This is a genomic window from Vibrio ostreae (assembly GCF_019226825.1).
Lineage (GTDB): Bacteria > Pseudomonadota > Gammaproteobacteria > Enterobacterales > Vibrionaceae > Vibrio > Vibrio ostreae.
Genome location: NZ_CP076643.1, coordinates 3,309,665 through 3,335,965, shown reverse-complemented (window position 1 = coordinate 3,335,965; position 26,301 = coordinate 3,309,665). Strand labels below are relative to the sequence as shown.

Here is a 26,301-nt window from a genome sequence, read left to right as displayed (position 1 = left end):
TTCGTCACATTCTCGCGCGGGAACGCTGTGGGCGCAGCAAAATCCGGGCACAAAAAAAGCGGATGATTGCTCATCCGCTTTTTCGTTTCTATTTGAGCTTACGCATTATCACGCGCCAGCTTTTGTGCCGATGAACCACTAACAAAACACATCACGACTAGCGCGATAAAGGTTGGCAGGATCCAGCCTAGGCCGACTCCAAACAGTGGCAAACCTTCGAAGAAAGAGACATCCAGACCCACCACTTTCGCCGCATCAATCAGCGCGAACAGGAAAGCAACCAGAGTCACCACACGAAACCCCATCATCGGATTAGCCAGTTTACTACGCACAAAGGTCAGCAGAACCAGCGCAATCGCGACCGGATACAGTGCCACCAGCACCGGAATCGACAGCGAAATCAGTTGCGACAGACCAACATTGGCCACAATCGCACACGCGACACCGACAATGATCACCCAACTGCGGTAAGAGAGTGACGTCAGTGAACTGAAGTATTCCGAACAGGCCGAGATTAGACCAATTGCGGTGGTCAGACAGGCCAGCAGCACAATCGCGGACAACACAATCTGGCCATACGGGCCAAACAGGGCCTGCACGTACTGGCTGAGAATATAACCGCCGTTATCAGCACCAGCGGCCACGGTAGCACTGGTCGATCCAAGGTAGAACAGCGAAGTATAGACAGCGGCCAGACCAAACGCGGCAATAAAGGCAGAGCTAATCAGATACTTGGTGGTTGCACGCGCCTCTGTAATGCCTTTATTACGCAGCGCATCGACAATCAGCATGCCGAACATCAGTGCCGCCAGGGTGTCCATGGTGTTGTAGCCTTCCAAAAAGCCTTTGGTAAACGGCTGGGTCGCATAAGGACCTGAAGCCGGCATCCACTCACCCTGCGGATCAATAAACACCGCAACAGCCAGCACAATCAGACCAATGAAAAGTGCCGGAGTCAGCAACTTACCAATCAGATCAATCAGGCGGCCCTGGGACCAGGAGAAGAACATCGCGATCAGGAAGAAGACAATCGAGAAAATAGTCAGGTGCAGTTGGGTTGCTTCAGCAAACAGCGGACTGACCGCCATTTCATAAGCCACCAGACCGGTACGCGGCGCCGCAAAAGCAGGACCAATGATGATAAAAATCAGCACCGCAATCAGAGCTGCAACCTTGCTCGGCAGATCTTTGGCCAGATGCTGCCAACTACCGCCGGCAATGGCGACAGCAATGATCGCCAGCAGTGGCAGGCCCACTGCCGTTAACAGGAATCCACCCATGGCAGGCAGCAAATGCTCACCCGCTAACTGGCCCGCCAACGGCGGAAAAATGATGTTACCAGCGCCCAAAAAGAACGCGAAAAGCATAAAGCCTAAAGCGGCAATATCTGTTAGTTTTAACGTCTGCTTCACAGATAACCCTTAATTATTAATGTAATGAACGTTGTGTATGCACTGGTTAGAATATCACCATTCTAACCACCAGCAGGGGGCGAATAATGACGAAACAGGTCGTTTTTGGCAAGTATAACGACCAAAACGAGAGATTAATTCAAACCTAAAACCCAAAAGCAGCCATTAACACCTTTATACAAAAATTAAGCAGAACAATATTTTAACAACAGACAGAAAGCCCGACTCACCAGGCAGAATAAAACACCAAACATTTAAGTAACACTAGTTATAATTACTTCAACCAATGACGCATTCGATACATTAATGAAAAGCAGCACATTACAAACTAAAGGCTTCAGATTTAAGCAATTTGCCATTCAGGGCGGGCAAAGTGGCATGCCGGTCAGCACCGATGGCGTGTTACTCGGCGCCTGGGCATTCCGCGATACGCCGCAGCGCATTCTGGATATCGGTACCGGTACCGGTCTGCTTGCGCTGATGTGTGCGCAACGCTTTGAGCAGGCACAAATAACAGCCGTGGATATCGACACACACGCGTTTGCAGCCGCCAGTCATAATGTTGCCAATTCCCCCTGGGCTGCACGTATCCGTGTTGTTCAGCAGGATATCCTGCAGACGGATCTTGAGGATCTCTTTGACGGCATCATCTGCAATCCCCCCTACTTCAACAATGGTCAAACCGCACAGCACAGCCAGCGTGCCACCGCCAGACACACCGACAGCCTGAGCCACAGCGCGCTGATTGAGGCATTGTCGCGCCTGCTCAGCGCCAATGGCCGCGCGGCTTTGATACTACCGCTGGTTGAAGGCGAACAATTTATTCAGTTGGCCCAGCAACGCGGCTGGTTTGTGGCCCGACGCTGTGAGGTTCGCCCATCACCACGCAAACCTGTACACCGCTTACTGTTTGAGCTACAAAAGACACAGTGTGACGGCCAGTTCAGTACATTAACCATCCAGGAATCTGATGGTTACAGTGCCGACTTTATTGCCCTTACCCGGGCGTTTTATCTGAAGATGTGAAAATTAAAGATGTGATCTGACTGACGATCCATCTATAATGTGCGCCCTTTAAAATAGACTGATAAACCCAGCGCTTGCGGAGAAACCACAGTGATTAAAACCTTTGCTGACCTAGAACTGGATCCAAATCTTCTTGAAGCCATTGAAGAAATGGGCTTTGAACGCCCAACACAGGTCCAGGCTGAAGCCATTCCACTGGCCCTGGACGGCAAAGACGTACTGGCCTCTGCGCCAACCGGTACCGGTAAAACTGCCTCTTTCGTGATCCCGGCGCTGCAATATCTGCAGGACTTCCCGCGTAAGAAAGCCGGCCCGGCCCGGGTTCTGATTCTGACCCCAACCCGTGAACTGGCCATGCAGGTCGCCGATCAGGCGCGTGAACTGGCCAAGTACACCAAGCTGAATATTTTCACCATTACCGGTGGTGTGCAGTATCAGGAGCACGCCGACATTCTGGCCACCACTCAGGATATCGTCGTCGCAACTCCTGGCCGTCTGCTGGAATACATTGAAGCTGAACGCTTTGACTGCCGCGCGATTGAATGGCTGGTACTCGATGAAGCCGACCGGATGCTGGATATGGGCTTTGGCCCTGCCGTTGATCGTCTGTCAGCCGAATGCCGCTGGCGTAAACAGACGCTGCTGTTCTCAGCCACGCTGGAAGGACGCGGAGTGGAAGGCTTTACTGCCGATCTGCTCAAGAACCCGGCAGAAGTGAAGGCCGAGCCGCCACGCCGTGAACGCAAGAAGATCGCACAGTGGTATCATCGCGCTGACGACATGGCGCATAAAGTGGCGATGCTGAAAGTGATCCTGACGGAGCAGTCTGAACGCGCGATTGTGTTTTTCAAAACACGTGAGCGTCTGGCAGAAATTCGTGCCTTGCTGGAAAGTGCGCAAATTGACTGCTCGTGGATTCAGGGTGAAATGCCGCAGGATCGCCGTAATAATGCTATCAGCCGCTTCCGTGACGGCAGCGTCAACATTCTGCTGGCCACCGACGTCGCAGCCCGTGGTATCGATGTGCCGGATGTCAGCCACGTGATCAACTTCGATCTGCCACGCAGTGCTGACGTATACCTGCACCGTATCGGCCGTACCGCTCGTGCCGGTAAAAAAGGCATCGCCATTTCACTGGTGGAAGCTCATGACCAACCAATGATGGATCGCGTCGCTCGCTACATCAAAGAAGACATCAAAGAGCGCTACGTTGACGGCCTGCGCCCGACACATAAAAAGCCGGTGTTTAAGAAAAAGAAAAAAGACGACAAGAAAAAAGCAGCAGTGAAAAAAAGCGGCGATAAAAAGAAAAGCCCTAAAGCGAAGAAGAAAAAATAACAACGCCGCCAAATGGTCTTGTTAAACGATCTTGTTAAACAATAAAAAAGCCGATGCATGCATCGGCTTTTTATTGCTCGTTCCTCATCAGCCAGATGCCCGGGCCATCACCCGGGCAGGGCTCAAGCGATTAGTGCTCGCGTGTCGCGCGGAACGTAACTTCAGGGAAACGTTCATGGGCCAGGTTAAGGTTCACCATGGTCGGCGCGATGTAAGCCAGGTTGTCACCGCCGTCGAGGGCCAGGTTACTCTGGTTTTTACGTTTGAATTCTTCAAACTTCTTCACATCATCGCACTCTACCCAGCGCGCTGTTGCAACGTTAACACCTTCGTAAATCGCTTCCACGTTGTACTCAGATTTCAGACGTGCAACCACGACATCAAACTGCAGCACACCCACCGCACCCACGATCAAATCGTTGTTCTGCAGTGGACGGAATACCTGTACCGCACCTTCTTCCGACAGTTGAACCAGACCTTTCAGCAGTTGCTTCTGCTTAAGTGGATCTTTAAGGCGGATACGACGAAACAGTTCCGGTGCAAAATTGGGAATACCGGAGAACTTCAGCGCTTCACCCTGAGTAAAGGTATCACCAATCTGGATGGTACCGTGGTTGTGCAGACCGATAATATCACCGGCAAACGCCTCTTCAGCACGCGCACGGTCACCAGCCATGAACGTCACCGCATCCGAAATGCTGACCTGCTTACCGATACGGACATGGTTCATTTTCATGCCCTGTTTATAAGTACCTGATACGATACGCATAAAGGCAATACGGTCACGGTGCTTTGGATCCATATTGGCCTGGATCTTAAACACAAAGCCGCTGAACTTCTCTTCTGTCGCTTCCACTTCTCGCTCATTAGCCTGACGTGGTAATGGCGATGGTGCCCACTCAGTCAGACCATCCAGCATGTGGTCAACACCAAAGTTACCCAGAGCAGTCCCAAAGTAAACCGGGGTCAGTTCGCCGCTGAGGAACATCTCCTGGTCAAACTCATTCGATGCCCCCAGCACCAGCTCCAGCTCGTCACGCAGCTGCGCGGCCAGATCGGCACCTACCTGCTCATCCAGCTCAGGGTTATCCAGGCCTTTAACAATGCGCTCTTCCTGAATCGTGTGCCCCTGACCGGTCGAGTACAGAATCGTCTCATCACGGTGAATGTGGTACACACCTTTGAACTCTTTACCACAACCAATCGGCCAGGTAATCGGCGCACACAGGATTTTCAGCTCGTTTTCCACTTCATCCAGCAGTTCCATCGGATCACGGATGTCACGGTCAAGCTTGTTCATGAAAGTGACGATCGGCGTATCACGCAGACGGGTCACTTCCATCAGTTTACGGGTCCGATCCTCAACACCTTTCGCTGCGTCGATCACCATCAGACAAGAGTCCACCGCGGTCAGGGTACGGTAGGTATCTTCCGAGAAGTCTTCGTGCCCCGGAGTATCGAGCAGGTTAACCAGCGCATCACGATACGGGAACTGCATCACGGAGGTGGTAACTGAGATACCACGCTCTTTTTCCATCTCCATCCAGTCGGATTTGGCATGTTGGGAAGAACCACGTCCTTTAACCGAACCTGCGGTTTGAATAGCGTGTCCGAATAACAGCACTTTTTCAGTGATGGTTGTTTTACCCGCATCCGGGTGCGAGATAATAGCGAAAGTACGGCGTTTCGATACTTCGCCCATAAAAGGTGATGTAGACATGAAAAGGATCTTCTGTTGATGCTAAAGCGCAGAACGATGCCGGCCCTTAGCCTTGCGGTTAACATTTTGGCGGTATTGTCCCTGATCTTAGCGCACGGAGCAACTTTAAGACATCAACAACGATGCCGGAGTGATCAGGACTGATGAACACAAGGCATTTTTGTCGCCGGGTCTCGAATAAAAGCTGAGTTTTCACTTTAACATTAATATCTGCGCCAGAATGGGCTATAACTGATAAAACAAACAGGAAAACCCAAACTCTATGACCCGATTCAGACAAATTCACTCGCTTGCCTTCCGTCAGGCCAAGACCGTATTTATGGTTTCGGTTTTGCTTGGCTTGTGTTTCAGTCTTTACCAAGCGGGGATCGAGTTTCATCAGGAGCAGCAGCGCATTAAGCAACACTACCAGGTTAAGCTGCAACAACACTATGATAATGCCAGTCAGGCCGCCTATCATCTTAATCATCTGTTGGCAGAACAGGTCGCCACCAGCCTGATGGCTGATAATGCTGTCGTCCGGGTGCAACTGGTGGATGACTTTGGTGACGACCTGACCCGCATGGAACAACGCAGCGTCGTGGCTGAGCCCCTGGTGAGATGGCTGGCCCCCTACTTCACCCCGGATCCGCCTCTGTTCAGCCGCCAGTTATACCAGCCGGGTACCGAGGTTCTGGTCGGCACACTGACCTTTGAGGTCGACGGCACCTCCATAGCTCGGGACTTTATTGCCAAAATCCGCCGTGTACTGCTGTTTGATCTGCTGCGCAATATACTGCTGACATCCATTCTACTGGTGTTTTTCTACCGCAAGCTCTCCCGGCCGCTGACCCAGTTGATCGAGTGGGTTCGTAACCTGCCCAACCGTTCTCATACCAACCTGTCGCTGCCCGCCTTCGAGCAGGAAAACGAGATCAGCGAACTGGCCTCTTCGTTTCATTCGTTATGGCGTGAACGCGAGCAGGCTGAAACGAAACTGAATCAGTTGGCCTACTATGACAATCTGACTGGTCTTGCCAACCGCAGTCTGCTGCTGCAGATGTTGACTAAAGCGATCGAACAGGCTGAACAGCACCAACACAATGGTGTGCTGTTTTACCTCGATCTGGATCGCTTCAAAACCATCAATGACTCGCTCGGCCATACCATAGGCGATCGTATGATCACAGCCATTGCCACCCGGCTGCGCGCCTGGGCCAAACAGGATTACATCTGTGCCCGCGTCGGCGGAGATGAATTCGTCGTACTGATACCAGCGCTGGAATCACAGCAGGTTGAAGCGGTTGCGCGCCAGTTGCTGGCGTTGATTTCTAATCCCTATAATGTCGATAATCATCAGCTGTATTGCTCGGTAAGTATCGGGATTGCAACCTTTGCCTCTTCCGGCCATAACAATATCGATGTACTGCGCCAGGCCGATACAGCTCTGTATCGGGCTAAAGTCAGTGGTCGCGGCAAGTACGTATTCTATGAACCAGAAATGCGGGCCCAGGTCGAATCCTTCCTGCAAACCGAAAAAGGGCTGCACGAGGCACTGAATCACCATCAGTTCGAGCTCTACTATCAGCCCCAGCTCAATACGCAGCATCAGATCATCGGGGTCGAAGCGCTGATACGCTGGCATCATCCGCAAAAAGGCCTCCAGGCGCCAGGCCTGTTTATGCCGGTCGCCGAAGAGACAGGGCAAATCCTGCCGATAGGGAACTGGATCATCGAGCAGGCCTTTTATCAGTATGCACAGTGGAAAAAAGCCGGCGTTCTGCCCGCCGAATTTCGTCGTCTGGCGATCAATATCAGCCCACTGCAGTTTGCTCAGGAATCTTTTGTCGAGCACATTAGTGAGGCACTGCAGCAAGCCGGGATCAGCGGAGAGCATATTGAGCTGGAAATCACCGAAAACCTGCTGCTGGAAAATGTTGCTGGTGCGGTGGAAAAAATGCACCGCCTCAAAGAGAGCCAAATCAAGATCTCGATTGATGACTTTGGCACCGGGTATTCGTCACTGCGTTATCTGAAACATCTGGCGGTCGATGTGCTGAAAATTGACCGCTCATTTGTGACCCAGCTTCACCTGGATGATAACGATCAGGCGATCGTGGATACCATCATCATGATCGCTCATCGTCTCGGTCTGGAGGTGATCGCGGAAGGGGTGGAGGATGTGTTTGAGCTCAATGCTCTTAAGCAGCTTGGTTGCCAGCAGTTCCAGGGGTTTCTGTTCGATCAGCCGTTACCGGCCAGTGTGATCACCCAGCGTTTTGCCGACAACCATTATCAGTCATTGTTAGAGCATGCTCTGGAATCCGCTCAGAGCGACGTGTTCAAACAAACGGGTAACTCATGATGATCGCGTCTTCACGCCCTTTCGCGGTCGGATAGTAATTTACCCGCCGATCGATATCATTAAAGCCGAGCTGACAATAAAGCTGATAGGCGCGCTGGTTGCTGTCGCGAACCTCCAGCCAGGCACTTTCCGCTCCCGCTTGCTCGCACATCTCGAGAAAATGCTCCATCAGCTGACGACCATAACCTTTGCCTTGCTGCTCAGGCGCAACCGCAACATTAAGCAACGTCACTTCTCCGACAATATTCTGGGCATAAAAATAACCCACCACTTGTTGCTCAACCAGCATCACCTGATGACAAGCACCGCGGCTTGCCACATCACCGATCATGGTTTGCGACCATGGATGGCTATGCGCGGCCTGTTCAATACGATACACATACTGCACATGTTCGGCAGTTAAAGGGACAAACTCAATAGTCACGATGTCGGTGCTCCGTAAGCACAAATCTGCTGCCACAGATCGCGGCGATGCTGGTTGTTACCGGCGATAGCACGCAGTAACGGCGAGACCAGACGTTTGGCGGCAATCTCAGGTGTGGCATCACAACCGGCAAACCAGATCCATTCCAATGCGGATAAATCCAACTGGGCCAGCTGATGGGGATAAACATGTCTGGCCTGCTCCAGACTGACATGAAAGCTTTTCAGTACCCGCGCAAACAGCGCGCAGTCTTGCGCATCCGGAAAGGTTTCACACACCAGCAATAAACGGCAACCGGCGTCCAGCGGCTGTAGCGATGGCTGAAAGCCGGCCAGTCGCTCGGGATGAACCAGTTCCCAGGTCTGAATGCCCATCGCCTGAAGATAATGCTGTTGCTCAAACATGAATGTGTGCCCGTCAAATGAATGCTCGCCATGCTAACAAACTTGGCTCAGGCCGCTCAAGCAGGAATGCATGAAATGAAGTTAAAAAACGGGAGCCAGCGGCTCCCGTTATCTGTTGTCGTGCAAGTGCGGACTTTCGCTTTAATCCAATTCCGCGAACTCTGCACAGTATTCAATCAGTCCTTCGCGGCCCTGGAGTTCGTTTTCCCACAGAGAGACTATCTGGAAATATTGCTCATGCGCCGGCCATTGACAGTGAAAACCCAATGGGGCCGCAGAATCAAAGCCCAATCGCCCGTAGTAGGCCGGATCCCCCAGCACCACACACGCCGGATAGCCCAGTTCGCCCAACGATGCCAGGCCTTCACGCACCATCTCGGCACCAATTCCCTGACGGCGACAGGACGCTTTGACGGCAAGAGGCGCCAGCCCCTGCCAATTGAGATCTTCTCCGTTGAGCGTGACCGGGCTGAACATCGCATGGCCTATCACTTCACCGTTATCATCACACGCGACCAGTGACAGAGTGCGATGACCATTTTCCCGTAACGCCATCACCAAATTGGCTTCAGCTTCTGTGTCAAACACAGACTTTAACAGGCGGTCGACCGCCAAAATATCTGCTGGAGCCTCAGTTCGAATAAGCATTCACTACCTCATTTTGTGTATTGGGCGTTTGCATGCCTTTATGCACAAAATCGGCCAAATGTTGAAGTAAAATTTGTCCCGCTTTAGGTAATTGTTGCAAATCCACACTATCCATCAAATTTTTGACTTCCAGTCCGAGTTCAGTATCGCCTTCAATCAGCAGACGGCGCTGAAAGAATAAAGTGTCCGGATCTTCTTTGCGTCCCGCGATTAAAATCAACTCATTCAGGTCGCCACTGAAGCTGACATCTTCATGTTTGACGTTATCTGCAACAATCAGACGTTCATTCTCAAAACTGATAAACCAACGTAGACCCAGGTCACAAATCTCAATTTTGAGCCACTTTCCTTGCAGAAACTCAAACTCGCCGTCCTGCAGAGCTTCATGGAAAACCCGTTGCAACACCTGTAATAAGGCGTTTTTTTGTACTGAGTGAGGTAATAAATCGATCGGAGATCGCAAAATTGAAGCAGCATTTTGAACCAGTTGGGTGCGAATCTTGTTAATCACGCGAAATATCCGTTACTTTTTATGCAAGAATGGCGCAATCATAATGGATATAATTGCAGCAATTCCTGTTATACATCAAAAAAACCCACCGCCCGGGGAGCTTTCCAGTAACAGGAATCAAAGTTATAGTTAAGGTTTCTTGTCAAAGTAACACATTCAATGAATAGTACGCGCTATGGACAGTTGGTAGTATCTTGATGCTTTCGCACATGCCTTCGCAAAATATACAGCACTGGTTTGCAAAAATGACGTCGAATAGTCCGTTCTTTTTTGCTTTGCTCGACCATCAACATAAGTATGTGCTGGTCAACGAGCGCTATTGTGACATCGCCGGACTACCGTCTGCAGAACTGGTAGGGATGGATGACGTTCAAGTATTAGGCGAGCAGTTCTATCAACATCTCAAACCCTACTATCAACGTGCGTTTAATGGCGAAAACCTCGAAGCGGAAGTGACGCTGCATGAGCTGGATCTGGAAACCAGTCTGCACTTTTCCCTGTCGCCGATCAGCAATGACAATCAGATTGAATACATTGTTTTCCACGCCATCGATACCTCAGAAAAGCAGATCCTGATCCGCTCTCTGGAAGAGTCGGAAAATAAATTCTCTACCCTCACCGCCCTGCTGCCGGATGGCTTACTGTTGGTGGAAGAGGATTGCATCATTTCCGCCAATCCGGCTTCAGCTCGTTTACTCGGTTTTGACACCGCCACCGAATTACTCGGCGAAGAACTGTCGCGCCTGTTTGTCGATGAGAAAACCAAAGCCGTCTTTAATACACCACTCGGACTGTTGCTGTCAGAAGCGCCGCTCAGTTGTCTGACCGGGCCGCGCTGCGGCTTTGAACGTAAGGTGCAGCTCAATGCCAGTCCGACCCGATTACTGGGCAGCCATTCGCAGCTGATCCTGATTCAGGATGGCGATCAGGTCAGTAAACAGTTGTCTGCTACCACGCAGACAGACCTGCATATCGACACTCTGACCGGGCTGTCTAACCGTCTTGGCTTCACCAAGCGCCTTGAGCAGCTTATTCACAATGATACCCCGCTGGTGATGCTCTATCTCGACATTGATAACTTTAAAAACATCAATGATTCGCTCGGCCACCACATTGGTGACAAGGTGATCAAAGAAGTCTCCTCCCGCCTGAAACGTCTGGTTCCGCCCCATGCGGTCCTCGGCCATCTGGGCGGAGACGAATTCGGTCTGATCCTGCCGCAGCCAGAGAATAATCGCTCCGCCGACCTGCTGGCAGAACGTATCATTGCGCTTATCAACCAACCGTTTGACCTGCACCATTTCAGTAAGCGCCTGGCCTGCTCTATCGGCAGCGTGCACTATCCCGGCGATGGCAACGATGCGCGTATCCTGCTGCAAAACGCCGATACGGCGATGTATGAAGCCAAAGACCGCGGCCGTAACCGTTTGATCAAGTTTAACGATCAGATGAACAAAGAAGCGCGGATGCGTTTATGGCTGGAAATCGAACTGCAAAAAGCGTTGCAGCAAAATGGTCTGGAAGTGTGGTATCAACCTAAGGTTAACGCGCGTGATTTCAGCATTAATGGCGCAGAAGCACTGGTACGCTGGAAACACCCGGTTGAAGGCTACATCAGCCCGGGCGCCTTTATTCCCGTGGCTGAAAAAGCCGGCCTGATTGAGCATTTAGGCCGGGTGGTGATGCGTGAGGTATTCGCCACAGTGAAACGCTGGAAACAACAGGGCATCCTCCCTGGCCGGGTGGCAATTAATATCTCCCCTGAGCAGTTTGGTAACCCGCAGCTGATTGATTACCTGGAAAAATTACTGCGCACTACCCAACTAGACCCAAACTGTATCACGTTCGAGCTGACAGAAAGTGCGGTAATGAGTGACAGCGAACATACCCTGCAAATGCTCAATGCGATAAAAAAACTCGGCTTTGCCCTGTCGATTGATGACTTTGGTACCGGCTATTCTTCTTTAGCCTACCTGGCTCGTTTTCCAATCGATGAGCTCAAAATTGACCGTGCCTTCATCGCCGATATTGACACTCTGCCAAAGCAGGTCACAGTGATTGAAAACATCATCAATCTGGGTAAATCACTGAATCTGACCGTAGTGGCGGAGGGGGTGGAAACCCAACCACAGGCCACCCTGCTGTCGAATCTCAATTGCCATTCCATTCAGGGCTTTCATTTCTACCGCCCGCAGCCTCGCCATGAAGTGGAAGAGCTGTTCTCGCAAAATCGTCGCCACCGGCCGCTGACCAAATAAGCCCTCGCGCCCAGGCCGGCGGTTGAGGTCTGCAGCAGGCTGCACTCTATACCTGCGCACGCTACACCGCAGCGACCGTACCGCAGCAGAAGCATACCTCAGCGGACAAGTGACTGATAGCGGTACAGATATTTACCCCGAATCGCCGCAAACCTGCCCTACATCAAATCCGTCGGCGCTGTTTGTGCCTAAAATGCCGGTTCTTTTCCTTAGCCAACAGACCTGAGCAATGGAACTTCTCTGTCCGGCAGGCAACCTGCCAGCCTTAAAAACGGCCATTGACTGCGGTGCCGACGCGGTATATCTCGGCTTCAAAGACGATACCAATGCCCGCCATTTTGCCGGCCTCAACTTCAGTGATAAAAAACTGGAAAAAGCCAGCCAGTATGTGCATGACCACGGTAAAAAAATGCACATCGCTCTGAACACATTTGCCCATCCGCAAGGGTTCGAACGCTGGACCCGGGCGGTGGATCAGGCGGCCTCTCTCGGCGTCGATGCGCTGATTATCGCCGATGTTGCGCTGCTCGATTACGCCGCAGAGCACTATCCGGGGATTGAACTGCACCTGTCAGTACAGGCTTCAGCCACTAACGTCAAAGCGATTGAATATTACCATCATCATTTCAACGTCAAACGCGTGGTGCTGCCACGGGTCTTGTCGATTCATCAGGTGAAGCAACTGTCGCGCACCGTACCTCAAGGGGTCGAACTGGAAGTATTCGCCTTTGGCAGTCTGTGCATCATGTCAGAAGGGCGTTGTTATCTTTCATCTTACCTGACCGGTGAGTCACCCAATACGGTCGGGGCCTGCTCGCCGGCCAAATATGTGCGCTGGCAACAGACCGATAGCGGTCTTGAATCGCGCCTCAACGAGATCCTGATTGACCGTTATGCCGATGGGGAAAATGCAGGATATCCGACCTTGTGCAAAGGCCGTTTTCATGCCGACATTGACGGTCAGACCAAACGCTATCACGCGCTGGAAGAGCCCACCAGCCTCAATACTCTATCCATGCTGCCCCAGCTGTTTGCCGCTAATGTCGCTTCGGTCAAAATTGAAGGTCGTCAGCGCAGCCCGGCTTATGTCGAGCAGGTCACCCGCACCTGGCGCGCCGCCATTGATCGCTATCTGGCTGCCCCTGAGCGCTATCAGGTCGACAGCCAGTGGGAGAAAACATTAGCCAATGTCTCGGAAGGCTCTCAAACCACACTCGGTGCTTACCACCGTCAATGGCAGTAATTACAAGGAGAAAGCATGAAATACGCATTAGGCCCGCTGCTTTACTTCTGGCCCAAACAAGACGTCGAGCAGTTTTACCTGCAGGCCAGTAGCAGTGAAGCGGATATTATCTACCTGGGGGAAACCGTCTGTTCCAAACGGCGTGAACTCAAGCCGCAGCACTGGTTGGAGATAGCCACCCAACTGAATCGGGCCGGCAAGCAAGTCGTACTGTCGACCATGGCACTGCTGGAAGCACCGAGTGAAATTAAAGTCATGCAAAGCTATGTCGATAATGGTGACTTTATTATTGAAGCCAATGACATGGCGGGTATTTCGCTCGCCAGTGAGAAAAGAATGCCTTTTGTGGTCGGACCGGCGATCAATACCTATAACGCCCACGCGCTCAAACTGTTTCTCAAACAAGGCATGATGCGCTGGTGCATGCCGGTTGAGTTATCGCGCCAATGGCTGAGCAATACTTTGCAGCAGTGTGAAACGCTGGGTATCCGCGGTCAGTTCGAAGTGGAAGTGTTCAGCCATGGTTACCTGCCGCTGGCTTATTCTGCGCGCTGCTTTACCGCCCGGGCCGAAAACCGCGCCAAAGATGAGTGCCAGACCTGTTGCATCCGCTATCCGACCGGCATTCAGGTCGCCAGTCAAGAAGGCCAGGCCGTGTTCAACCTTAATGGCATTCAGACCCAGTCCGGCTACTGTTACAACCTGATTAATGATCTGCCACACATGCAGGGCCTGGTCGATGTCGTCCGCCTCAGTCCGCTCGGGGAGGAAACCTTTCGTCACTTAAGCCGCTTTTGTGCCAATGAGCAGGGCCAGAATCCGCAACCACTCGAGCATTATCAGTGTAACGGCTACTGGCACCAACTGCCCGGATTGGCGGTCGAAATAGCGTAATACTTATTCCATCTGACATTGGTTCAGCCTGACTCTCTTACACCGACAGCAGATTCATGCGCCGCAGGCTACGCCACAGCATCACGGCAACCACCAGGCTAAGCGCCAGATTGGAGAGCGGAAAGGCCAGCCAGACACCGGTCATGCCCCATAATTTAGGCAACACAAACAGAAACGGCAGTTGCAGCACGATATTGCCTATGGTGACAAACATGGCTCGGTTACCCTGATTCGTGGCCTGGTAAAACGCCGCGCACACCACCAGAAAGCCATCCAGGTACAGAGCGGACAGATGCAGCGTCAGCGCGAAAGAGGCCCCCTGCAGCAAGCGGGCGTCATTAGAGTTAAAGATACTGATGACCTGTTCGCTAAACAGATTGAGCAGTAAAACAAACACCATGCCACCTAGCACCGCGACACTCATCGCCAGTTTTAACAGCCGGCGCAGGTTGTCATTTTGTCCGGCCCCATAATAAAAACTGGCCAGAGGCTGCATGCCGCTGGCAATGCCTTCGGCCGTGAAGTAATACACCACTATGATATAGCCGAGCATGGCATAAGCCCCGACCAGTACCGCATCTCCGTAGTGCATAATCACACTGTTATGAATCGCCACCATGATAGCGCCATAAGCATACATAAACAGGCTCGACGCGCCAATGTGCAGCATCTTGGGTACATATTGCCAGTCAAATCGCAGGCAGGCACGGGTCAGACGCATATTGGCTCTGCGGCTGAAAAAGTAGCTCATGCCGAGTACACTGACCACCATCTGAGCGACAGCTGTGGCTATCGCCGCGCCGGTCAGCTCCCAGCCAGCCACGGCAATCAGCACATAATCGAGTACGATATTGATCAGCGCCCCTAGCATCATCAGTAAGGTGGCCAGATTCGGGCTGTCGTCATTGCGCAGTAAAAACGGCATCGCAATTGAGCCCAGGCTGAACACGCAACTTAACATCAGCACCTGCAAGTACTGTAAGCCAAGCTGCAGTACCTGCCCCTCGACACCCTGCCAGCGCAAGAAGTCTTCAGCCAGCCACCACAAAACCGCCGCGACACAAGGTGCCAGAACAATCAAGCTCATCAGGCCGGTGGCCAGAATGCGCCTGGCCTGCTCGATATCCCCTTCCCCCTGCCGGATCGAAGCCAGAGCGCCGCATCCGACGCCCACCATCATACCAATGCCGAGTGTGGTACCAATCACCGGCCAGGCGACATTAATTGCTGCCAGGCCAGCAGCACCGATGTAGTGACCGATAAAAATCCCATCCACCACCTGATAAAGGCCGTTGACCAGCATTGCCGCGACTGTCGGCACGGTAAAACGTAAAAACTGACGCAATACAGACATCGCACCTCTCCTGCTGCCATTTTAGTTAGTCAAGCTAACCAATAAATAAAGCTTACCGTAGCGCCTTGCTCAGTAAAACGTCCAAAAACACCGCTTCTTCATCACTGAGGTGACGGGAGATCTGAGTTGCCAGACGCTGATACACCTTGGCTTCCGATTGCAAGGACAGCAACGCAGCATCAGTCAGGCTAAAACGGTGCGCGCGGGCATCTTCACTGCAGCGCTGGCGACAAACCAGACCTTTGCGCTCCAGGCGCTTTATCATGGCCGAAGCCGAAGGCTTAGTCACTTCCATCTGGGTTGCCAGGTCGGTCAGTCGCATCGGCTCGCTTCCGCCCTGCAATACTTTTAAATAGTCGTACTCATTAAAGCTCAGCTGAGCTATCGGATCTTCTTTGCTGTACTGCCGCCATACCTTGGCGGAAAAACGTTCCAGCTTCTCCAGATTGACATCTAAACTCATACATAGCCCATTTAGTTAGCTTAACTAACTATTATTGTGCCAATATTGCTGTAAAGTGGCAATAAAAAAGCTGCTTATCTAAGCAGCTTTAACAAGGTGACACTCTAACGTTGTGCACTAGGATTGCGGCTGTGCCTGCTCCTGACGAGCTTCACGTAATTGCTGATAGATGCGCCCCAGCTCGATGAAAGCATAGCGATGTTCAACGTACTCATAGACATTGAATGAAATCGCCAGCTTATACAGTGAAATCGCCTGAGCCAGTTCCCCTTGCATCTGGTAACGCTTGCCGAGGTAAAAATAAGCTTCAGTCAGATGCTGTGCCAGCAGGGTGTTGTCACGAGTAGCACTCAGCACAGCTTTAAACGCCCGCTCTTCTGACACATCACCCAGCATCAGACCGGCCAGTACCCAACCCCACTGTTCATCGTGCTGCTGATAACGGGTCATCAGCTCATCATAAGCATGCTCAGGATCGAGATCACTCTCGATGATGTACATCCATAAGGCACGAAACGGATCATTGGGATCCTGCTGATAGTGCTTGGCAATTTCTTCCAGTGCTAACTCAGGACGATCACCGTAGTAGAGCGCAATCGCACGATTACGCTCGGCGTAATAATTGCCGGGATCCAGCTCCAGAGTAGAATCAAACGACTCGTACGCCGCATCAAACTCGCCCGCTTCGGTGTAATACACGCCCAGCAGGTTAAAGATATCCGGCTGAGCAGGGTTGAGTGACAGAGACTGAGTAAAGTCGAGACGCGCTAAATCTCTCAGACCAACACTGTCATAATAATTCCCACGCTCAAACAACATTTTAGCCCGCACCTCATCACTGAGATCCGGTCGCTGCAGCAGTTGAGTTAAACGGGCAATCTGCACTTCCTGCTGGACACTCGGCTGCAAAGGAATCGCCATCGGCGGATACACCCATTGCGTGGTCTGTGACGAAGACTGAGAAGCACAGCCTGCCAAGAGCAGCAGTGCGGCACTGATCGTTGCGGTTCGAAACCATTTCACAAATCGATACTCCTGTTGATCCCGCATTCTGGTTCAAAAAGAAACAGATAAAAAAAGGGAGCGAATGACGCTCCCTTTATACCATGCTTTTACGCTAAAAAGCGAAAACGACTCGCCTTTACCGCAGACTGTGAAGCTTATTCAGCTTCAGGTGCTGCTGGCGCTTGTTCAGCTGATACTTCTACCGCTTCTTTCATGCTCAGACGTACGCGGCCCTGACGGTCGATTTCCAGTACCTTAACTTGTACTTCCTGACCTTCCGACAGGTAGTCAGATACTTTCTCAACACGCTTGTCAGCGATTTGAGAGATGTGAACCAGACCATCTTTACCAGGCAGAACAGTCACGAATGCACCGAAGTCCGCCAGACGCGCAACTTTACCGGTGTAGATACGGCCCACTTCAACTTCAGCCGTGATCTCTTCGATACGACGAATGGCTTCTTTCGCGGCTGCACCTTCAGTGGCTGCGATCTTGATAGTACCGTCATCTTCGATTTCAATCGTTGTACCGGTTTCTTCAGTCAGCTGACGAATTACCGCACCACCTTTACCGATCACGTCTTTGATCTTCTCCGCGCTGATCTTCATGGTGTGAATACGAGGAGCGAACTCAGAGATATCATCGCGAGCACCAGAGATAGCCTGATCCATCACAGACAGGATGTGCTTACGCGCACCTTGTGCCTGGTTCAGAGCGATCTGCATGATTTCTTTCGTGATTCCTTCGATCTTGATGTCCATCTGCAGTGCAGTGACACCAGAGTTAGTCCCTGCTACTTTAAAGTCCATGTCACCCAGGTGGTCTTCATCACCCAGAATGTCAGACAGAACCACGAAGTCATCGCCTTCTTTCACCAGACCCATTGCGATACCCGCAACAGACGCTTTAATTGGCACACCAGCATCCATCAGAGCCAGAGAAGTACCACATACCGATGCCATTGAAGATGAACCATTTGATTCAGTGATTTCAGAAACCACACGTACAGTGTACGGGAATTCATCGATGGAAGGCATCACTGCAGCAATACCACGTTTCGCCAGTTTACCGTGGCCGATTTCACGACGCTTAGGTGAACCCACAAAACCAGTTTCGCCCACACAGTATGGAGGGAAGTTGTAGTGCAGCAGGAAGTGATCTTTACGCTCACCAGTCAGCTCATCGATGATCTGTGCATCACGCTGAGTACCCAGAGTCGCAGTAACCAGCGCCTGAGTTTCACCACGGGTGAACAGTGCGCTACCGTGAGTACGTGGCAGAACGCCGGTACGTACATCCAGAGCACGAACCATGTCTTTTTCACGGCCATCGATACGTGGGTTGCCCGCGATGATGCTGCGACGTACTACGGTTTTTTCCAGGTCGTGGAAAATAGTGTGAATTTCTTTTGGATTCAGAGTTTCGTCTTCAGCCAGAAGCTTCGCGTTTACGTCAGCACTGATGGCATGGATACGGTCATAACGCGCCATTTTCTCAGTGATTTGGTAAGCTTCAACCAGTTGGCTTTCAGCCAGCTCGGCAATTTTCGCTTTCAGCTCAGTATTTTCAGCTGGTGCTACCCAATCCCATGCCGGAGTCGCTACTTCAGCAGCGAATTCGTTGATCGCGCTAATCACAGCTTGCTGTTGATCGTGGCCGTAAACCACAGCAGACAGCATTTCTTCTTCAGTCAGGTTGTCTGCTTCAGATTCAACCATCAGTACTGCTGATTCCGTACCAGCAACAACCAGGTCAAGGCGAGATGACTGCAGTTCAGTCTGGCTTGGGTTCAGTACCAGTTGACCATCAATGTGACCAACACGCGCTGCACCGATAGGACCGTTAAACGGAATACCTGAGATAGCCAGTGCCGCAGAAGTACCAATCATGGTCACGATGTCTGGCTGCACATCCGGGTTTACAGAAACCACAGTGGCAATAACCTGAACTTCGTTTTTGAATGAATCCGGGAACAGCGGACGGATAGGACGGTCAATCAGACGTGCAGTCAGCGTTTCGCCTTCAGAAGGACGACCTTCACGCTTGAAGAAACCACCAGGGATTTTACCCGCAGCGTATGTACGCTCTTGGTAGTTCACAGTCAGAGGGAAGAAATCCTGACCTTCTACCGCTTCTTTTTTACCAACAACACTAACGAATACCGCTGTGTCATCCATAGTAACCATTACTGCAGCAGTCGCCTGACGCGCCATTACACCGGTTTCCAGCGTCACGGTGTGGTTACCGTACTGGAACGTTTTTACTACTGGTTTTTCGAACATGAGTTTTCCTTTTCCAGGTTAAGCCTGGATAAATAAATGAAGACTCAAAGCATCACCAATCGCGACTAGTGAAAACAGACTGCGCAAGGCCAATCCATTTTTAATAGCCGCGACCTGTTGGCCGACTTACGGTGACTGTAATGCAATGAGTTTTAAGCAATCCACTCTAAACGGAGCAGACGGCGGCTAGTATAAACTAGATCCGGAGGGTTATGCCAAATTTCGATAACAAAAAAGGGGCGAAACGCCCCTTTTTTGAACAAACTGTACTATGCAGCCGTCGATTAACGACGTAGGCCTAGACGTTTGATTAGGTCTTGGTAACGTCCCAGATCTTTACCTTTCAGGTAATCCAGTAGTTTACGACGACGAGAAACCATGCGTAGCAGACCACGACGGCTGTGGTGATCGCCTTTGTGCGCTTTGAAGTGACCTTGCAGGTGGTTGATAGAAGCAGTCAGTAGAGCTACTTGTACTTCTGGTGAACCAGTGTCGCCTTCGCCACGTGCGTAGTCAGCAACGATTGCTGCTTTAGTTTCTGCATTCAGAGACATAATTCTCTCCTAAAGAGTTAAGGTTTATAGTTGTGTCGCCAATCTCTGATTCAGCCGACACGAGGAGCGCGAATTATAGGGAATAATTCGCGCCTGCACAAGATCAAAACACGCTTACTGCGCGGAATCCTCGCGGTATACCACTAAGCGTTTTGGTGCGATCTTCCCATCATCGTTCATCTCACCGACGCCGAGAAACAACTTCTCGTCCCCGCCGGTCAAACGCACGTAACCCTGTTCCGGCGCGCCGAAAATCTGCACCGCCTGACCATGCTGCACCATGTGCATCAGTTCGGGGATCAGATTCACTTCCGGCAGGTCTTCCACCGCGGTATCCATCGGCAGCAACAACGCATCCAGAGCCTCGTACGGAGAGCGCTCTTCGCGATGCGCCTGCTCAACCAGCGCATTAAGCTCTTCCAGGGTCACCATATTCTGGTAAGGATAGTGAGCCACACCGGTACGACGCAGCATGGTCACATGGGCGCCACAGCCGAGCATCTCGCCCAGGTCATCGACGATGGTGCGGATGTAAGTCCCTTTAGAACAGTGCACTTCCATTTCCACTTCATCGCCTTCAAAACGGTGCAGAACGATATCGTAAACGGTGATTTTGCGCGCTTCGCGCGGTACATCAATCCCTTTACGGGCATACTCGTACAACGGGCGGCCCTGATATTTGAGCGCCGAAAACATCGACGGTACCTGATCGGTTTCACCACGGAAAGATTCAATCTTAGCCAGCAGCGTATCATGGTCGACATTCACCGCGCGGGTTTGCACCACTTCACCATCCGAGTCAGACGTATCAGTACGCTGGCCCAGTTTGGCAATCACGCGATAACGCTTATCGGAGTCGAGCAGGAACTGGGAAAACTTAGTCGCTTCCCCAAGACAAATCGGCAACATACCCGTTGCTAACGGGTCCAGAGCTCCGGTATGACCGGCCTTCTCGGCGAAAAACAAACGCTTCACTTTTTGTAAAATGTCGTTCGATGACATGCCCGTTGCTTTATCCAGTAACAGGACACCGTTTATCGCCCGGCCTTTACGACGACGCGCCATTACTCTTCGTCCTCGCGACCCGCATCTTTCTGTTTGCTTTTGTCGTTATTGACCACTTCAGTGACCAGATTCGACATGCGCATACCTTCAACTAAGGTATTGTCGTAGTGAAAGCGGATTTCCGGAGTCAGACGCAGACGAATGCGTTTACCCAGCATCATGCGAATGTGCACTTCATGCTCACGCAGAGCATTCAGGCACGACTCAGGCGTTTGCTCACCCACACACAAGAAGGTCACAAACACTTTGGCATACGCCAGATCACGGGAAACTTCAACGTCAGAAATGGTGACCATGCCCAGGCGGGAGTCACGCACTTCGCGTTGCAGAATCATCGCTAATTCTTTTTGTAATTGCTGTGCCACACGTTGAGTACGGCTGAATTCTTTTGGCATATTGTTTCTCACTAATGAAAGAATGGGGGGATGGTTTTCCCAGCCCCCCATGGTGTATTCAACAACCTAAACTTGCCGATAATGCAATTTTAGTTGATTAGTCGATGGTACGCTGAATTTCAACGATTTCGAATACTTCGATCTGGTCGCCTACGCGAACGTCGTTGTAGTTCTTAACGCCGATACCACACTCGTAACCGTTCTTAACTTCAGCCACGTCATCTTTAAAGCGACGCAGTGATTCCAGTTCACCTTCGTAGATAACCACGTTATCACGCAGAACGCGGATTGGGTTGTGACGTTTGATCACACCTTCCGTCACCATACAACCTGCGATTGCACCCAGTTTCGGAGACTTGAACACGTCACGAACTTCAGCAAGACCAATGATTTCCTGCTTGAATTCCGGCGCCAGCATACCGCTCATCGCTTGCTTCACTTCGTCAATCAACTGGTAGATGATTGAGTAGTAACGCAGGTCAATGTTTTCAGCATCAATCGCACGGCGTGCTGATGCATCGGCACGTACGTTAAAGCCGACGACGATAGCATTAGAAGCCGCTGCCAGTACGGCGTCAGTTTCGGTAATACCACCGACACCAGAACCCACGATGTTGACTTTCACTTCGTCAGTTGACAGTTTCACCAGTGAGTCAGCGATCGCTTCCACAGAACCTTGTACGTCTGCTTTCAGTACGATGTTCAGCTCAGCCACATCACCGGCAGTCATGTTCGAGAACATGTTTTCCAGTTTAGATTTCTGCTGACGAGCCAGTTTCACTTCACGGAATTTACCCTGACGGTAGTTCGCTACTTCACGTGCTTTACGCTCGTCACGAACGACAGTCGCTTCGTCACCCGCTGACGGAACGCCAGACAGACCCAGGATTTCTACCGGAATAGACGGACCCGCATGCTCAACTTCGTTACCGACTTCGTCGCGCATTGCACGAACACGACCGTATTCCTGACCACAAAGTACGATGTCGCCTTTGTTCAGAGTACCAGACTGAACCAGAACAGTCGCGACCGGACCGCGGCCTTTATCCAGGAAGGATTCAACCACAACGCCTGATGCCATACCTTCTTTGACTGCAGTCAGTTCAAGAACTTCCGCTTGCAGCAGGATAGACTCCAGCAGCGCATCAATGTTAGTGCCCTGTTTTGCTGAAATGTGAACGAAGATATTCTCGCCGCCCCATTCCTCAGGAATAACATCATACGCAGCCAGTTCGTTTTTCACGTTGTCCGGGTTAGCCGCTTCTTTATCGATCTTGTTGACCGCGATAATCAGCGGTACACCCGCGGCTTTCGCGTGCTGAATCGCTTCTACAGTCTGTGGCATTACACCATCGTCCGCTGCCACAACCAGTACCACGATATCCGTTGCCTGAGCACCACGAGCACGCATTGCGGTAAACGCTGCGTGTCCAGGAGTATCCAGGAAGGTAATCATACCGTTTTCAGTTTCTACGTGGTAAGCACCGATGTGCTGGGTAATACCACCCGCTTCACCTGATGCCACGTGGGTACGACGAATGTAGTCCAGCGTTGACGTTTTACCGTGGTCAACGTGACCCATGATGGTCACAACCGGTGCACGTGGCACTGCTTCAAACGCATCATCGCGATCAGACATAATGGCTTCTTCAAGCTCATTCTCTTTACGCAGGATAACCTTGTGCCCCATCTCTTCAGCAACCAGCTGTGCGGTTTCCTGATCGATAACCTGGTTGATGGTTGCCATCGCACCCATCTTCATCATCGCTTTGATCACTTCACTCGACTTCACTGACATCTTTTGAGCCAGTTCAGACAGGACGATAGTCTCACCGATAACCACATCAGATTTAGCTACCACAGCGCTCTTGTCGAAGCCGTGTTGCATTGATGACGGTTTGCTGATGCGACCTTTACGGCCTGCTTTTCCACCACGTGGACGCGAGTTGCGTTCTTGCTTGTCATCACGAGACGACATTTTACGCTTGTTCGCTTTAGTCGAACGACGAGTTGACCCTTCTTCACGACGGTCTGCTTCATCCTCGGCTTCACGAGCGTAGGTTGAAGTCGTTACGTGGTAATCTGTTTCTTCTTGCATATCACCCTTTTTCTCTTCTTCAGCAGACCAACGCTCTTTATTGATTTCGGCCAATTCGCGTGCTTTTTCAAGCTGACGGCTACTTTCCTCTTCAGCCTTACGTTTCGCTTCTTCTTCCTGGCGACGTTTCAGTGCTTCGGCCTCTTTTAGCGCTGCTTCTTGCTTGGATTTATCTTCTGCAGAACGTTCGCGTTTTGCTGCTTGTGCTTCACGCTGTGCTTTTTCCTCAGCGGCGCGTTTCGCTTTTTCTTCCGCTTCGCGCTTAGCCTTTTCTTCCGCTTCCAGTTTGGCTTTTTGTTCCGCCTCACGTTTCAGCGCTTCTTCAGCTTCGCGTTTCACTTGTTCTTCTGCTTCACGTTGTGCTGCTTCTTCAGCTTCACGTGACGCATCATCAATTGTACTGCGCTTAACATACGTACGTTTTTTGCGCACTTCAACCTGAACATTCTTACTTTTACCGCCACCGGCATTTACGCTTAGTGTGCTGCGGGTCTTGCGCTGGAGTGTTAAACGGGTTGGTTCTGATTCAGAACTGTCGCCATGCTCCTTGCGCAGATGGGAGAGAAGCTTCTGCTTCTCGTCCTCAGTTACGCTGTCTGAACCTGATTTTTTCATGCCAGCGTCAGCAAGTTGTTCTAATAAGCGGTCAACTGGAGTACCAATTTCTTCACTCAGTGCTTTAACTGTAACTTGTGTCATGCCGCTACCTCCCCTTGCTGAAAATTATGCGTCTTCGCCAAACCAACAAATGTTGCGAGCCGCCATAATTAATTCGCCCGCACGTTCTTCGGTCAGGCCGTCAATACCTTCAAGGTCATCAATACCCTGATCGGCCAGATCTTCCAGTGTTACCACACCTTTAGCTGCCAGTTTGAACGCTAATTCACGTTCCAGACCTTCCAGTGCCAGCAGATCTTCTGCCGGCTCAAGACCGTCGTACGACTCTTCTTGTGTCAGTGCGATAGTCGTCAGTGACTCTTTCGCACGGCTGCGCAGCTCTTCAACCAGATCTTCATCCAGGCCGTCGATTTCCAGCAGCTCATTAACCGGTACGTAAGCGATTTCTTCTAGTGTAGAGAAACCTTCTTCAACCAGCATTTCGGCAAAGTCCTGCTCAATATCCAGATACTTCATGAAGTTCTCGATAGAAGCCATGGACTCTTCCTGGTGTTTCTTCTGCAGGTCAGCCACTGTCATTACGTTCAGTTCCCAGCCAGTCAGCTGAGAAGCCAGACGTACGTTCTGACCGTTACGGCCGATAGCCTGTGCCAGGTTGTCTGCTTCAACGGCGATATCCATTGAGTGCGCATCTTCATCAACGATGATAGAAGCCACATCAGCAGGCGCCATAGCGTTGATCACGAATTGCGCCGGGTTATCATCCCAAAGCACGATATCGATACGCTCGCCGCCCAATTCGCCAGAAACAGCCTGAACACGTGCACCACGCATACCCACACACGCACCCACAGGGTCGATACGCTTGTCATTGGTTTTCACGGCAATCTTGGCACGTGAACCCGGATCGCGTGCTGCACCTTTCAGTTCAATCAGCTCTTCGCCGATTTCTGGTACTTCAACACGGAACAGCTCAGCCAGCATTTCTGGCTTAGAACGGGTAATAAACAGCTGGAAGCCACGCGCTTCTGGTGCCACTTTGTAAAGCAGACCACGCACGCGGTCGCCTGGGCGGAAGTTTTCACGTGGCAGTTGGTCTTCACGTAGAATGACCGCTTCCGCGTTGTTACCCAGATCCATAATAACAGTGTCGCGGTTGACTTTCTTAACCACGCCTGTAATCAGCTCACCTTCGTTGTCGATGAACTGTTCTACAATTTGTGCACGTTCAGCTTCACGTACTTTCTGTACGATAACCTGTTTGGCAGTTTGAGTGGTGATACGGTCAAAGGTCACAGACTCAATCTGATCTTCAATGAAATCACCCAGCTCGACAGATTCGTCGTCGTATTGCGCCGCTTCCAGAGAAATCTCTTTGGTTGGAGTTTCGACTTCGTCAACCACTAACCAGCGACGGAAAGTTTCGAATTCACCGGTTTTACGGTCGATGGCAACGCGCACGTCAATCTCGATTTCGTATTTTTTCTTTGTTGACGTCGCAAGAGCAATTTCAAGCGCTTCAAAAATACGCTCACGAGGTACCGCTTTCTCGTTAGAAACCGCTTCAACAACCGCTAAAATTTCTTTACTCATTGTTATAGCCTCTTAAGCCTTTTTCTCTAGGAGAACTAAAATTTAGGGATCAGGTTAGCTTTCGCAATGTTGCTCAGCGCAAAGTGTTCTTCTTGCCCGTCAACTTTGACATTAATGGTCTCACCATCGGCGCCCAGGATTTCTCCTTTCCACTTACGACGGTTACCCACTGCCATTTTCAATACGATGCTGACCTCGTGGCCTTTAAATTGCTCGTAATGTGCTGCGGTAAAGAGTGGTCTTTCTAAACCTGGTGAAGAAACTTCAAGGTTGTAAACCACTGAAATCGGATCTTCCACATCCAGCACGGCACTCACTTGACGACTCACTTCTGCGCAGTCATCAACGGTAATACCGTTCTCGTGATCAATATAGATACGTAACGTTGAGTGCTGTCCTGCACGAACAAATTCTAATCCAACTAACTCATAACCTGATGCAACAACTGGAGCTTCAAGCATTTCAGTAAGTTGTCTTTCTAAACCAGTCATTTAAACCACTCCAGAAACAAAAAAAGGGCATAGAGCCCAATTTAAATTCCAAGCAAGTATCTGAATTTCATCTTGGAGAAATTCAGATAACAAAAAACCCCGAAAGTCGGGGTTTTTTGTTGCTGGACCCTGATAAATTGAGAATTGCTTCTCAACTGCAG

At 51.1% G+C, this 26,301-nt stretch carries 22 protein-coding genes; 6 read left to right on the top strand and 16 right to left on the bottom strand.

Annotation, left to right across the window (positions count from 1 at the left end):
- Nucleotides 1-98 precede the first annotated feature (98 nt).
- Nucleotides 99-1,412 carry a branched-chain amino acid transport system II carrier protein gene (gene brnQ, locus KNV97_RS21525; RefSeq protein ID WP_136486234.1) on the bottom strand — a complete coding sequence of 438 codons (1,314 nt, stop codon included), beginning with the start codon at nt 1,410-1,412 and terminating at the stop codon, nt 99-101.
- 306 nt (nt 1,413-1,718) lie between these two features.
- On the opposite strand from brnQ, the gene KNV97_RS21520 reads away from it, so the two are divergent.
- Nucleotides 1,719-2,438: a tRNA1(Val) (adenine(37)-N6)-methyltransferase gene (locus KNV97_RS21520; RefSeq protein WP_218562729.1), complete on the top strand. Its 720-nt coding sequence runs from the start codon at nt 1,719-1,721 to the stop codon at nt 2,436-2,438.
- A gap of 90 nt (nt 2,439-2,528) precedes the next feature.
- Entirely contained in the window at nt 2,529-3,776 is a 1,248-nt protein-coding gene (gene srmB, locus KNV97_RS21515; protein WP_136486230.1) for an ATP-dependent RNA helicase SrmB, read from the top strand.
- A gap of 130 nt (nt 3,777-3,906) precedes the next feature.
- Here the strand turns inward: srmB and prfC are convergent, their stop codons facing one another.
- Complete coding sequence (gene prfC, locus KNV97_RS21510; RefSeq protein WP_136486228.1) at nt 3,907-5,496, bottom strand: peptide chain release factor 3; 1,590 nt, start codon at nt 5,494-5,496, stop codon at nt 3,907-3,909.
- A gap of 262 nt (nt 5,497-5,758) precedes the next feature.
- Here prfC and KNV97_RS21505 point away from each other — a divergent pair, with 262 nt between their 5' ends.
- A complete protein-coding gene (locus KNV97_RS21505; RefSeq protein WP_218562728.1) occupies nt 5,759-7,840 on the top strand; it encodes a putative bifunctional diguanylate cyclase/phosphodiesterase in 2,082 nt (693 codons plus the stop codon).
- Here the strand turns inward: KNV97_RS21505 and rimI are convergent.
- The 4 genes from rimI to ubiT form a co-directional block, all read right to left on the bottom strand.
- Nucleotides 7,818-8,264 (bottom strand): ribosomal protein S18-alanine N-acetyltransferase, encoded by a 447-nt coding sequence (rimI, locus tag KNV97_RS21500; RefSeq protein WP_136486224.1) that lies wholly within the window; start codon nt 8,262-8,264, stop codon nt 7,818-7,820. The genes KNV97_RS21505 and rimI overlap by 23 nt on opposite strands.
- The gene (locus KNV97_RS21495) at nt 8,261-8,668 is read right to left on the bottom strand and encodes a DNA polymerase III subunit psi (RefSeq protein WP_136486222.1); all 408 of its coding nucleotides are present in this window, start codon (nt 8,666-8,668) and stop codon (nt 8,261-8,263) included. Before KNV97_RS21495 ends, rimI begins: the two co-directional genes overlap by 4 nt.
- Nucleotides 8,669-8,809: 141 nt before the next feature.
- Nucleotides 8,810-9,316, bottom strand: a complete 507-nt coding sequence (locus KNV97_RS21490; protein WP_218562727.1) for a GNAT family N-acetyltransferase — start codon at nt 9,314-9,316, stop codon at nt 8,810-8,812.
- The gene (gene ubiT, locus KNV97_RS21485; protein WP_136486218.1) at nt 9,300-9,827 is read right to left on the bottom strand and encodes a ubiquinone anaerobic biosynthesis accessory factor UbiT; all 528 of its coding nucleotides are present in this window, start codon (nt 9,825-9,827) and stop codon (nt 9,300-9,302) included. Before ubiT ends, KNV97_RS21490 begins: the two co-directional genes overlap by 17 nt.
- A gap of 209 nt (nt 9,828-10,036) precedes the next feature.
- Here ubiT and KNV97_RS21480 point away from each other — a divergent pair, with 209 nt between their 5' ends.
- From KNV97_RS21480 to KNV97_RS21470, 3 genes are all read left to right on the top strand, one after another.
- Nucleotides 10,037-12,085, top strand: a complete 2,049-nt coding sequence (locus tag KNV97_RS21480) for a bifunctional diguanylate cyclase/phosphodiesterase (RefSeq protein WP_218562726.1) — start codon at nt 10,037-10,039, stop codon at nt 12,083-12,085.
- Between the two features lie 229 nt (nt 12,086-12,314).
- Nucleotides 12,315-13,328 (top strand): ubiquinone anaerobic biosynthesis protein UbiU, encoded by a 1,014-nt coding sequence (ubiU, locus tag KNV97_RS21475; RefSeq protein ID WP_218562725.1) that lies wholly within the window; start codon nt 12,315-12,317, stop codon nt 13,326-13,328.
- Between the two features lie 15 nt (nt 13,329-13,343).
- Nucleotides 13,344-14,222, top strand: coding sequence for a U32 family peptidase (locus KNV97_RS21470; protein WP_136486212.1), 879 nt, complete (start codon nt 13,344-13,346; stop codon nt 14,220-14,222).
- A 37-nt stretch (nt 14,223-14,259) separates the two neighbouring features.
- On the opposite strand, the gene KNV97_RS21465 is transcribed toward KNV97_RS21470, so the two are convergent.
- The 10 genes from KNV97_RS21465 to rimP all read right to left on the bottom strand — a co-directional run bounded on the left by KNV97_RS21465 (nt 14,260) and on the right by rimP (nt 26,140).
- Nucleotides 14,260-15,576 carry an MATE family efflux transporter gene (locus KNV97_RS21465; RefSeq protein WP_136486209.1) on the bottom strand — a complete coding sequence of 439 codons (1,317 nt, stop codon included), beginning with the start codon at nt 15,574-15,576 and terminating at the stop codon, nt 14,260-14,262.
- A gap of 52 nt (nt 15,577-15,628) precedes the next feature.
- Nucleotides 15,629-16,039, bottom strand: a complete 411-nt coding sequence (locus KNV97_RS21460; RefSeq protein ID WP_136486207.1) for a MarR family winged helix-turn-helix transcriptional regulator — start codon at nt 16,037-16,039, stop codon at nt 15,629-15,631.
- A gap of 117 nt (nt 16,040-16,156) precedes the next feature.
- A complete protein-coding gene (nlpI, locus tag KNV97_RS21455; protein WP_256612483.1) occupies nt 16,157-17,062 on the bottom strand; it encodes a lipoprotein NlpI in 906 nt (301 codons plus the stop codon).
- Nucleotides 17,063-17,199: 137 nt separating this feature from the next.
- A complete protein-coding gene (gene pnp, locus KNV97_RS21450; RefSeq protein WP_136486202.1) occupies nt 17,200-19,326 on the bottom strand; it encodes a polyribonucleotide nucleotidyltransferase in 2,127 nt (708 codons plus the stop codon).
- Nucleotides 19,327-19,610: 284 nt separating this feature from the next.
- Complete coding sequence (gene rpsO, locus KNV97_RS21445) at nt 19,611-19,880, bottom strand: 30S ribosomal protein S15 (protein WP_068714911.1); 270 nt, start codon at nt 19,878-19,880, stop codon at nt 19,611-19,613.
- Between the two features lie 114 nt (nt 19,881-19,994).
- Nucleotides 19,995-20,945, bottom strand: a complete 951-nt coding sequence (gene truB / locus KNV97_RS21440; protein WP_218562723.1) for a tRNA pseudouridine(55) synthase TruB — start codon at nt 20,943-20,945, stop codon at nt 19,995-19,997.
- Complete coding sequence (gene rbfA / locus KNV97_RS21435) at nt 20,945-21,340, bottom strand: 30S ribosome-binding factor RbfA (RefSeq protein WP_136486198.1); 396 nt, start codon at nt 21,338-21,340, stop codon at nt 20,945-20,947. Before rbfA ends, truB begins: the two co-directional genes overlap by 1 nt.
- A gap of 97 nt (nt 21,341-21,437) precedes the next feature.
- A complete protein-coding gene (gene infB / locus KNV97_RS21430) occupies nt 21,438-24,137 on the bottom strand; it encodes a translation initiation factor IF-2 (RefSeq protein WP_136486195.1) in 2,700 nt (899 codons plus the stop codon).
- A 24-nt stretch (nt 24,138-24,161) separates the two neighbouring features.
- Nucleotides 24,162-25,649 (bottom strand): transcription termination factor NusA, encoded by a 1,488-nt coding sequence (nusA, locus tag KNV97_RS21425; RefSeq protein ID WP_136486193.1) that lies wholly within the window; start codon nt 25,647-25,649, stop codon nt 24,162-24,164.
- A 35-nt stretch (nt 25,650-25,684) separates the two neighbouring features.
- A complete protein-coding gene (gene rimP / locus KNV97_RS21420; protein WP_136486191.1) occupies nt 25,685-26,140 on the bottom strand; it encodes a ribosome maturation factor RimP in 456 nt (151 codons plus the stop codon).
- Nucleotides 26,141-26,301 lie beyond the last annotated feature (161 nt).

Excerpts from the sequence above, each read along its gene's own strand:
- prfC (WP_136486228.1), bottom strand. The coding sequence starts at position 5,496 with ATGTCTACATCACCTTTTATGGGCGAAGTATCGAAACGCCGTACTTTC.
- KNV97_RS21465 (WP_136486209.1), bottom strand. The coding sequence starts at position 15,576 with ATGTCTGTATTGCGTCAGTTTTTACGTTTTACCGTGCCGACAGTCGCG.
- rpsO (WP_068714911.1), bottom strand. The coding sequence starts at position 19,880 with ATGTCTCTGAATGCAGAAACTAAAGCAGCAATCGTTGCTGACTACGCA.
- nusA (WP_136486193.1), bottom strand. The coding sequence starts at position 25,649 with ATGAGTAAAGAAATTTTAGCGGTTGTTGAAGCGGTTTCTAACGAGAAA.
- rimP (WP_136486191.1), bottom strand. The coding sequence starts at position 26,140 with ATGACTGGTTTAGAAAGACAACTTACTGAAATGCTTGAAGCTCCAGTT.
- infB (WP_136486195.1), bottom strand. The coding sequence starts at position 24,137 with ATGACACAAGTTACAGTTAAAGCACTGAGTGAAGAAATTGGTACTCCA.
- KNV97_RS21490 (WP_218562727.1), bottom strand. The coding sequence starts at position 9,316 with ATGCTTATTCGAACTGAGGCTCCAGCAGATATTTTGGCGGTCGACCGC.
- pnp (WP_136486202.1), bottom strand. The coding sequence starts at position 19,326 with ATGTTCGAAAAACCAGTAGTAAAAACGTTCCAGTACGGTAACCACACC.
- KNV97_RS21520 (WP_218562729.1), top strand. The coding sequence starts at position 1,719 with ATGAAAAGCAGCACATTACAAACTAAAGGCTTCAGATTTAAGCAATTT.
- KNV97_RS21480 (WP_218562726.1), top strand. The coding sequence starts at position 10,037 with ATGCCTTCGCAAAATATACAGCACTGGTTTGCAAAAATGACGTCGAAT.
- KNV97_RS21460 (WP_136486207.1), bottom strand. The coding sequence starts at position 16,039 with ATGAGTTTAGATGTCAATCTGGAGAAGCTGGAACGTTTTTCCGCCAAG.
- KNV97_RS21505 (WP_218562728.1), top strand. The coding sequence starts at position 5,759 with ATGACCCGATTCAGACAAATTCACTCGCTTGCCTTCCGTCAGGCCAAG.
- rbfA (WP_136486198.1), bottom strand. The coding sequence starts at position 21,340 with ATGCCAAAAGAATTCAGCCGTACTCAACGTGTGGCACAGCAATTACAA.
- KNV97_RS21470 (WP_136486212.1), top strand. The coding sequence starts at position 13,344 with ATGAAATACGCATTAGGCCCGCTGCTTTACTTCTGGCCCAAACAAGAC.
- truB (WP_218562723.1), bottom strand. The coding sequence starts at position 20,945 with ATGGCGCGTCGTCGTAAAGGCCGGGCGATAAACGGTGTCCTGTTACTG.
- ubiU (WP_218562725.1), top strand. The coding sequence starts at position 12,315 with ATGGAACTTCTCTGTCCGGCAGGCAACCTGCCAGCCTTAAAAACGGCC.
- KNV97_RS21495 (WP_136486222.1), bottom strand. The coding sequence starts at position 8,668 with ATGTTTGAGCAACAGCATTATCTTCAGGCGATGGGCATTCAGACCTGG.